Source organism: Achromobacter sp. D7-1 (assembly GCF_059760445.1).
The window spans coordinates 1-6,040 of sequence record NZ_JCBAMT010000155.1; the positions used below are offsets into that span (position 1 = coordinate 1).

The 6,040-nt window shown below is 65.5% G+C and carries 7 protein-coding genes; all 7 read right to left on the reverse strand.

The window, feature by feature from the left end; genetic code table 11:
- Positions 1 to 427: MerR family transcriptional regulator (locus AC6LKD_RS32340; RefSeq protein ID WP_498118526.1), on the reverse strand; the 427-nt coding region annotated here is incomplete at its 3' end.
- A gap of 57 nt (positions 428 to 484) precedes the next feature.
- Positions 485 to 835 (reverse strand): integration host factor subunit alpha, encoded by a 351-nt coding sequence (locus AC6LKD_RS32345; RefSeq protein ID WP_041653270.1) that lies wholly within the window; start codon positions 833 to 835, stop codon positions 485 to 487.
- 3 nt (positions 836 to 838) lie between these two features.
- The gene (pheT, locus tag AC6LKD_RS32350) at positions 839 to 3,256 is read right to left on the reverse strand and encodes a phenylalanine--tRNA ligase subunit beta (protein WP_498118527.1); all 2,418 of its coding nucleotides are present in this window, start codon (positions 3,254 to 3,256) and stop codon (positions 839 to 841) included.
- 13 nt (positions 3,257 to 3,269) lie between these two features.
- Positions 3,270 to 4,292, reverse strand: coding sequence for a phenylalanine--tRNA ligase subunit alpha (gene pheS / locus AC6LKD_RS32355; protein ID WP_013392919.1), 1,023 nt, complete (start codon positions 4,290 to 4,292; stop codon positions 3,270 to 3,272).
- Between the two features lie 75 nt (positions 4,293 to 4,367).
- Positions 4,368 to 4,727, reverse strand: coding sequence for a 50S ribosomal protein L20 (gene rplT / locus AC6LKD_RS32360; protein ID WP_006218741.1), 360 nt, complete (start codon positions 4,725 to 4,727; stop codon positions 4,368 to 4,370).
- Positions 4,728 to 4,744: 17 nt separating this feature from the next.
- Positions 4,745 to 4,942, reverse strand: coding sequence for a 50S ribosomal protein L35 (gene rpmI / locus AC6LKD_RS32365; protein ID WP_006218740.1), 198 nt, complete (start codon positions 4,940 to 4,942; stop codon positions 4,745 to 4,747).
- Between the two features lie 301 nt (positions 4,943 to 5,243).
- Positions 5,244 to 6,040: YifB family Mg chelatase-like AAA ATPase (locus AC6LKD_RS32370; RefSeq protein ID WP_498118528.1), on the reverse strand; the 797-nt coding region annotated here is incomplete at its 5' end.

Sequence of the window (6,040 nt, forward strand, 5' to 3'; positions counted from 1 at the left end):
CCGCAGGGCTTGCGTTGCCGGCGCTTGCGCCGGCAACGTTTGCAGCCGTGCCCAAGGCTTCGGCCAGCATCGTCGAGACGTTGCCCAGCTCGTTGCGCAAGGCTTGCATTTCCGCGCCCGACAGGCGCACTGCAGCGTCCTGATCGTGCGGCACGTCGCGCGCATCGCCCAGGCGATTGCGCGCGCCGCTGATCGTAAAGCCTTGCTCATACAGCAGGGAACGGATGCGGCGGATCAGCAGCACTTCGTGATGCTGGTAGTAGCGGCGGTTGCCGCGCCGCTTCACCGGCTTGAGCTGCGTGAATTCCTGTTCCCAATACCGCAAGACATGGGGCTTGACGCCACACAGGTCGCTGACTTCACCGATGGTGAAGTAACGCTTGGCGGGAATGGGCGGTAAGGTAACGGTGGATTCGGTACGTGTCATAAGGGGATTTTATGCCGCGATGCGTCAGGTGCCGATAACAATTGCCGACAAAGCGTATCACTCCTCGGCGTCGGATGCTTCGGGTGCTGCGGGCGTTGCCTGCTCCACCACGCTCTTGAGCTTCTGGCTCGCATGGAAGGTAACCACGCGGCGCGCGGCGATGGGGATGGTCTCGCCGGTCTTGGGATTGCGGCCAGGGCGCGGCGGTTTGTCGCGCACCTGGAAATTGCCAAAACCGGAGAGCTTGACGGAATCACCGCGCGCCAGGGCGTCGCGGATTTCCTCGAAGAAGGTATCGACGATGTCCTTGGCTTCGCGCTTGTTCAGGCCGACCCGCTCGAAGAGCAGTTCGGCCAGTTCAGCCTTGGTCAACGTGCGCGGCTCGGCAGCAAGCATACTGTTCCCCATGGTTCATGCGCGTTGGCGAGCGCCATGCGCAGCCACCAAGGCTTCCTTGATGCGTGCCAGGCAATCGGCCACGCGGGCTTCGTCCAGAGTGACCTCAGTGTCCTGTAGCCAGAATCGGAAAGCAAGGCTTTTCTCGGTGACGGGCTCGCTGCCTTGGGACTTCTCGCGCCACACGTCGAACAGGCGCGCGTCCTGCACCACGGCCAGTTGAGGATCTGCCTTGACGGTCGCGAAGACGGTGTCGAGCATCGACTGCGCAGACACGTCGGCATCGACCCACAGCGCCAGATCGCGCACCACCACGGGCTGGCGCGAGAGCTCGCGCACTTGGGGCAGTTCGCCTTCGGACAAGGCTGCGGCGTCCAGTTCGAACACGACCGGCGCATGCGCCAGGTCGGCTTGCTGGGCCCAACGCGGATGCAGTTCACCGACCCAGCCTACGTGTTTGCCGTCCAGTTCGATGCGCGCGCCGCGGCCCGGATGCAGTGCGGGATGCGTCGCGGCCTCGAAACGCAGACGGCTGCCGCGCGCGCCGAACAGCGCCTCGACATCCATCTTCACGTCGTAGAAGTCCACCTGGCGCGTCGCCACGCCCCACTGCTCTTCCACGGCCGGCCCCCAGGCCGCGCCCGCCAGTTTCATGGGCTGGCGCACGCCCGCCACTTCCAGCGGACCGTCCTGAACAGACGCATCGCGCGTGAACACGCGGCCCAATTCGAACAGGCGCACACGCGTCTGCTTGCGATTGGCGTTGTGACGGATATTGGCGACGAGGCTGGCGATCAGGCTGGAGCGCATCACCGACAAATGGCTGGCGATGGGGTTGACCAGGCGCACGGGCGTTTCGTTGCCGGCGTAGTCGCGTTCCCACTCGGCTTCGACGAAGCTGTAGTTCACGACTTCCTGGTAGTCCTGCGCAGCGGCCAGGCGGCGCAGCGCATGCGCGCCGCGGCGGATTTCCGGCTGCGAGAACATCTTGGCGCGCGCCATGGGCGGCTCCACGGGAATGTTCTCGAAACCGTAGATGCGGGCCACTTCTTCGATCAGGTCTTCTTCAAGCTCCAGGTCGAAGCGATAGGAAGGCGGCGTGACGATGAAGTCATCGCCTTCGATCCTGAAGTCCAGGCCCAGGCTGCCGAAGATCTTGGCGACCTCGGCCTGCGTGACCGGCACGCCCAGCACGCGATGGCAGCGCGGCAGGCGCATGCGCACGGGTTCGCGCTTGGGCAGGTTGACGATCTGGTCGTCCAGCGGACCGGCTTCGCCGCCGCAGATGTCGACGATCAGGCGCGTGATGAATTCGATGTGCTCGGGAATGGTGGCGAAGTCCACGCCACGCTCGCCGCGGTGGCTGGCTTCCGAGCTGAACTTGTAGCGGCGCGCGCGGCCAGCGAGCGACTGCGGCCACCAGAATGCGGCTTCCAGATAGATGTTGCGGGTGTCGAGCGTGACTGCGGTCGCTTCGCCGCCCATGATGCCGGCCAGGCTTTCCACCTGATCGCCCGCAACCACCACGCCTACCGTGGAATCCAGCGTGACCGTCTGGCCGTTCAGCAACTCGAGCGTTTCGCCTTCGCGGGCCCAACGCACGCTGAGGTCGCCGCGGATCTTGTCCAGGTCGAATACGTGCGACGGACGGCCCAGTTCGAGCATGACATAGTTGGAGATGTCCACCAGCGCCGAGACCGAGCGTTGGCCGGCGCGCTCCAGGCGCGTCTTCATCCAGTCGGGCGTCGCGGCGCGGGCGTTGACGCCGCGGATCACGCGGCCGCCGAAACGGCCGCACAGATCGGGCGCTTCGACTTTGACCGGCAGGCGCTCGTCCAGCGTGACGGGCACGGCAACGGCCGTCGGCACGGACAGCGGAGCGCCGGTCAGGGCAGCCACTTCGCGCGCCACGCCCAGGATGGACAGGCAGTCGGCGCGGTTGGGCGTCATCTTCAGGGTGAAGAGCGTGTCGTCCAGGTCCAGCACTTCGCGGATCGACTGGCCGGGCGTCATGCCGGCGGGCAGTTCCAGCAAGCCGGCGTGATCCTGCGACAGGCCCAGTTCGCGGGCCGAGCACAACATGCCCGACGATTGCACGCCGCGCATCTTGGCCACGCCGATCTTCATGCCGCCAGGCAGCTCGGCACCGACGCGTGCGAGCGGCACCGTCAGGCCGGCGGCGGCGTTGGGTGCGCCGCACACGATCTGCAGCAGCTCGCCGGAGCCATCATCCACCTTGCAGACGCGCAGCTTGTCGGCGTCCGGGTGCGGCGCGATTTCGACGATGTGGCCCACGACCACGCCGCTGAAGGCGGGCGCGGCAGGCACGGTGTCTTCGACTTCCAGGCCGGCCATGGTGAGCCGGTGCGCGAGTTCATCGGTGGCGATCGCGGGGTTGACCAGCGTACGCAGCCAGGATTCGGGAAATTGCATGATCAGCCGTCTGTTATTCGTTGAACTGGCGCAGGAAGCGCAAATCGCCTTCGTAGAACTGGCGCAGATCGTTGACGCCGTAGCGCAACATGGTCAGGCGCTCGAGCCCGGAACCGAAGGCGAAGCCGATGTAGCGCTCGGGATCGAGGCCGAAGTTGCGCACCACTTGCGGGTGCACCTGGCCCGAGCCGGAGATCTCCAGCCAGCGGCCGCGGTTCGGACCCGAGGTGAACATCATGTCGATTTCGGCGGACGGTTCCGTGAACGGGAAGAACGACGGGCGGAAGCGCACGGCCAGGTCGTCGGTTTCAAAGAAGCAGCGCAGGAAATCGGTGTACACGCCCTTCAGATCCGCGAACGAGATGTCCTCGGCGATCCAGAGCCCTTCCACTTGGTGGAACATGGGCGAGTGCGTGGCGTCGCTGTCGACGCGGTAGGTGCGCCCAGGCGCGATGACCTTGATGGGCGGCTTGTGCATGCGGGCATAACGCACCTGCATGGGGCTGGTGTGCGTGCGCAGCAACAGCGGCTGACCGTCGGCATCGTTCATGTCGACGTAGAACGTGTCGTGCATGGAACGCGCGGGATGGTCCAGCGGGCTGTTCAAAGCGGTGAAATTGGTCCAGTCGTTTTCCACTTCGGGGCCGTCGGCCACGTCGAAGCCTATGGAACGGAAAATCTCTTCCACGCGTTCCCAGGTCCGGATCACCGGATGGATGCCGCCCGGCGCGCGGCCGCGGCCCGGGAGGGTGACGTCAATGGTTTCGGATGCCAGGCGGGCGTCCAGTTCGGCCTGTGCCAGCGCGGCGCGGCGCAGGTTCAGAAGCTCTTCGACCTTTTGCTTGGCCTGATTGATCCGGGCGCCCATCTCGCGCTTCTGCTCGGGTTCGAGCTTGCCTAGGGCTTTGAGCAGCACCGTCAGTGCGCCTTCCTTGCCCAGGAACCGAGCCTTTGCATTTTCCAGCGCAGCAGCATCCGTGGCGGCGGCGAAGCGTTCTTGCGCCTGGGAGACCAGGTCGTCAACCGTTTGAGTCATGAAATCCAGCCTTCAAAACGCAAACGGGGCCATTACAGCCCCGTTTGCAGCGATGCGCGATGAGTTAAAGCGCGATCAGGCAGCCAAGGCAGCCTTGGCTTGCTGCACGATGGCGGCAAAGCCGGCCTTGTCGCGCACGGCCAGGTCGGCCAGAACCTTGCGGTCGAGTTCGATCGAAGCCTTCTTCAGGCCAGCGATGAACACGCTGTAGCTGACGCCATGTTCGCGGACGGCGGCGTTGATACGCGTGATCCACAGAGCACGGAACGTGCGCTTCTTGTTACGACGGTCGCGGTAGGCGTATTGGCCAGCGCGCATGACTGCTTGCTTGGCAATACGGAACACATTACCGCGGCGGCCACGGTAACCCTTGGCGGCGGCAATGACTTTCTTGTGACGTGCGCGGGCAGTTACGCCGCGTTTGACGCGAGGCATAGTAGATCTCCCTTAGATCAAGCGAAAGGCATCATGGCCTTGACGGAGGCCACGTTGGATTCATGAACCGCCGTCGAGCCGCGCAGTTGACGCTTGGCCTTGGTGGTCTTCTTGGTCAGGATGTGACGCTTGAACGCCTGACCACGCTTGATGGAGCCGCTGCCGCGAACCTTAAAGCGCTTGGAGGCGCTTTTCTTGGTTTTCATCTTGGGCATGTTGATTCCCTAAACTAAACACTCATTGTTGATTTACATGACGCCAGGTGCTTGACGCATGAAGGGCCGATGTAGCCTTCCATGGCGGCAAAACTTGGGGACCTGTTGCCACTTCTGGGGTACTTCTTGGGGGTACATCTTGGGTACTTCCCGCCAGCATTGCTGCCCGGCGGCTTCTCCCCTGGAGGGGTCAAATCTGACTCGGATCCAGGAAAGCCTTTGATTATATGGTGATTTCCCGTATTTTGTCGAGTCGCCCGGCATGGCGTGCGCCTGGCCCACATGGGATAGGTGCCGGCAATCATACGCCCGGCCGCCGGTACTGCACCGCCTGGGCAATGTGGCGGGCGCCGAGGGCGTCCTCGCCCTCCAGGTCGGCGACCGTGCGCGCCACCCGCAGCGCCCGGTGCATGGCCCGGGCCGAGCCGGCCAGACGGCGCATGGCCTGCAGCAGCAAGGCTTGGCCCTCGTTATCCAGACGGCAATGCTCGTCCAGTTCCGCCCCCGCCAACGCGGCATTGGGCTTGCCCTGGCGGGCCAACTGGCGCTCGCGGCAACGCGCCACGCGCTCCCGGACCGGGCCGGACGCCTCTCCCGGCGGCTGGCCCATCCACTCGGGGTCGGATGGCGGCAAAGCCACATGCAGATCGATGCGGTCCAGCAAGGGCCCCGATATCTTGCCCGCGTAACGCGCCACCTGGTCCGGCGTGCAGGCGCAGGCGCGCCCGGGATGCCCGCGCCAGCCGCAGGGGCACGGGTTCATGGCCGCCACCAGCTGGAAGCGGGCGGGAAATTGCGCCGCCCGCAGGGCGCGCGCGATGACCACCCTGCCCGTCTCCAGCGGCTCGCGCAGGGCCTCCAGCGTGCGCCGGCTGAATTCCGGCAGCTCATCCAGGAACAGCACGCCATGATGCGCCAGGCTGATCTCGCCCGGACGCGGACGGCTGCCCCCGCCCACCAGGGCCGCCGCCGTGGCGGAATGGTGCGGCGCCCGGAACGGCGGCTGCCCCGCCGGCGCGTCGGACAAGCCTGCCAGCGCAGCCACCGCAGCCACTTCCAGCGCCTGGCTGCGCGCCAGCGGCGGCAGCAAGCCCGGCA

Bases quoted from the DNA above. Each gene is read 5' to 3' on its own strand.
- pheT (WP_498118527.1), bottom strand. From the start codon at position 3,256: ATGCAATTTCCCGAATCCTGGCTGCGTACGCTGGTCAACCCCGCGATC.
- rpmI (WP_006218740.1), bottom strand. From the start codon at position 4,942: ATGCCCAAGATGAAAACCAAGAAAAGCGCCTCCAAGCGCTTTAAGGTT.
- pheS (WP_013392919.1), bottom strand. From the start codon at position 4,292: ATGACTCAAACGGTTGACGACCTGGTCTCCCAGGCGCAAGAACGCTTC.
- rplT (WP_006218741.1), bottom strand. From the start codon at position 4,727: ATGCCTCGCGTCAAACGCGGCGTAACTGCCCGCGCACGTCACAAGAAA.
- AC6LKD_RS32345 (WP_041653270.1), bottom strand. From the start codon at position 835: ATGGGGAACAGTATGCTTGCTGCCGAGCCGCGCACGTTGACCAAGGCT.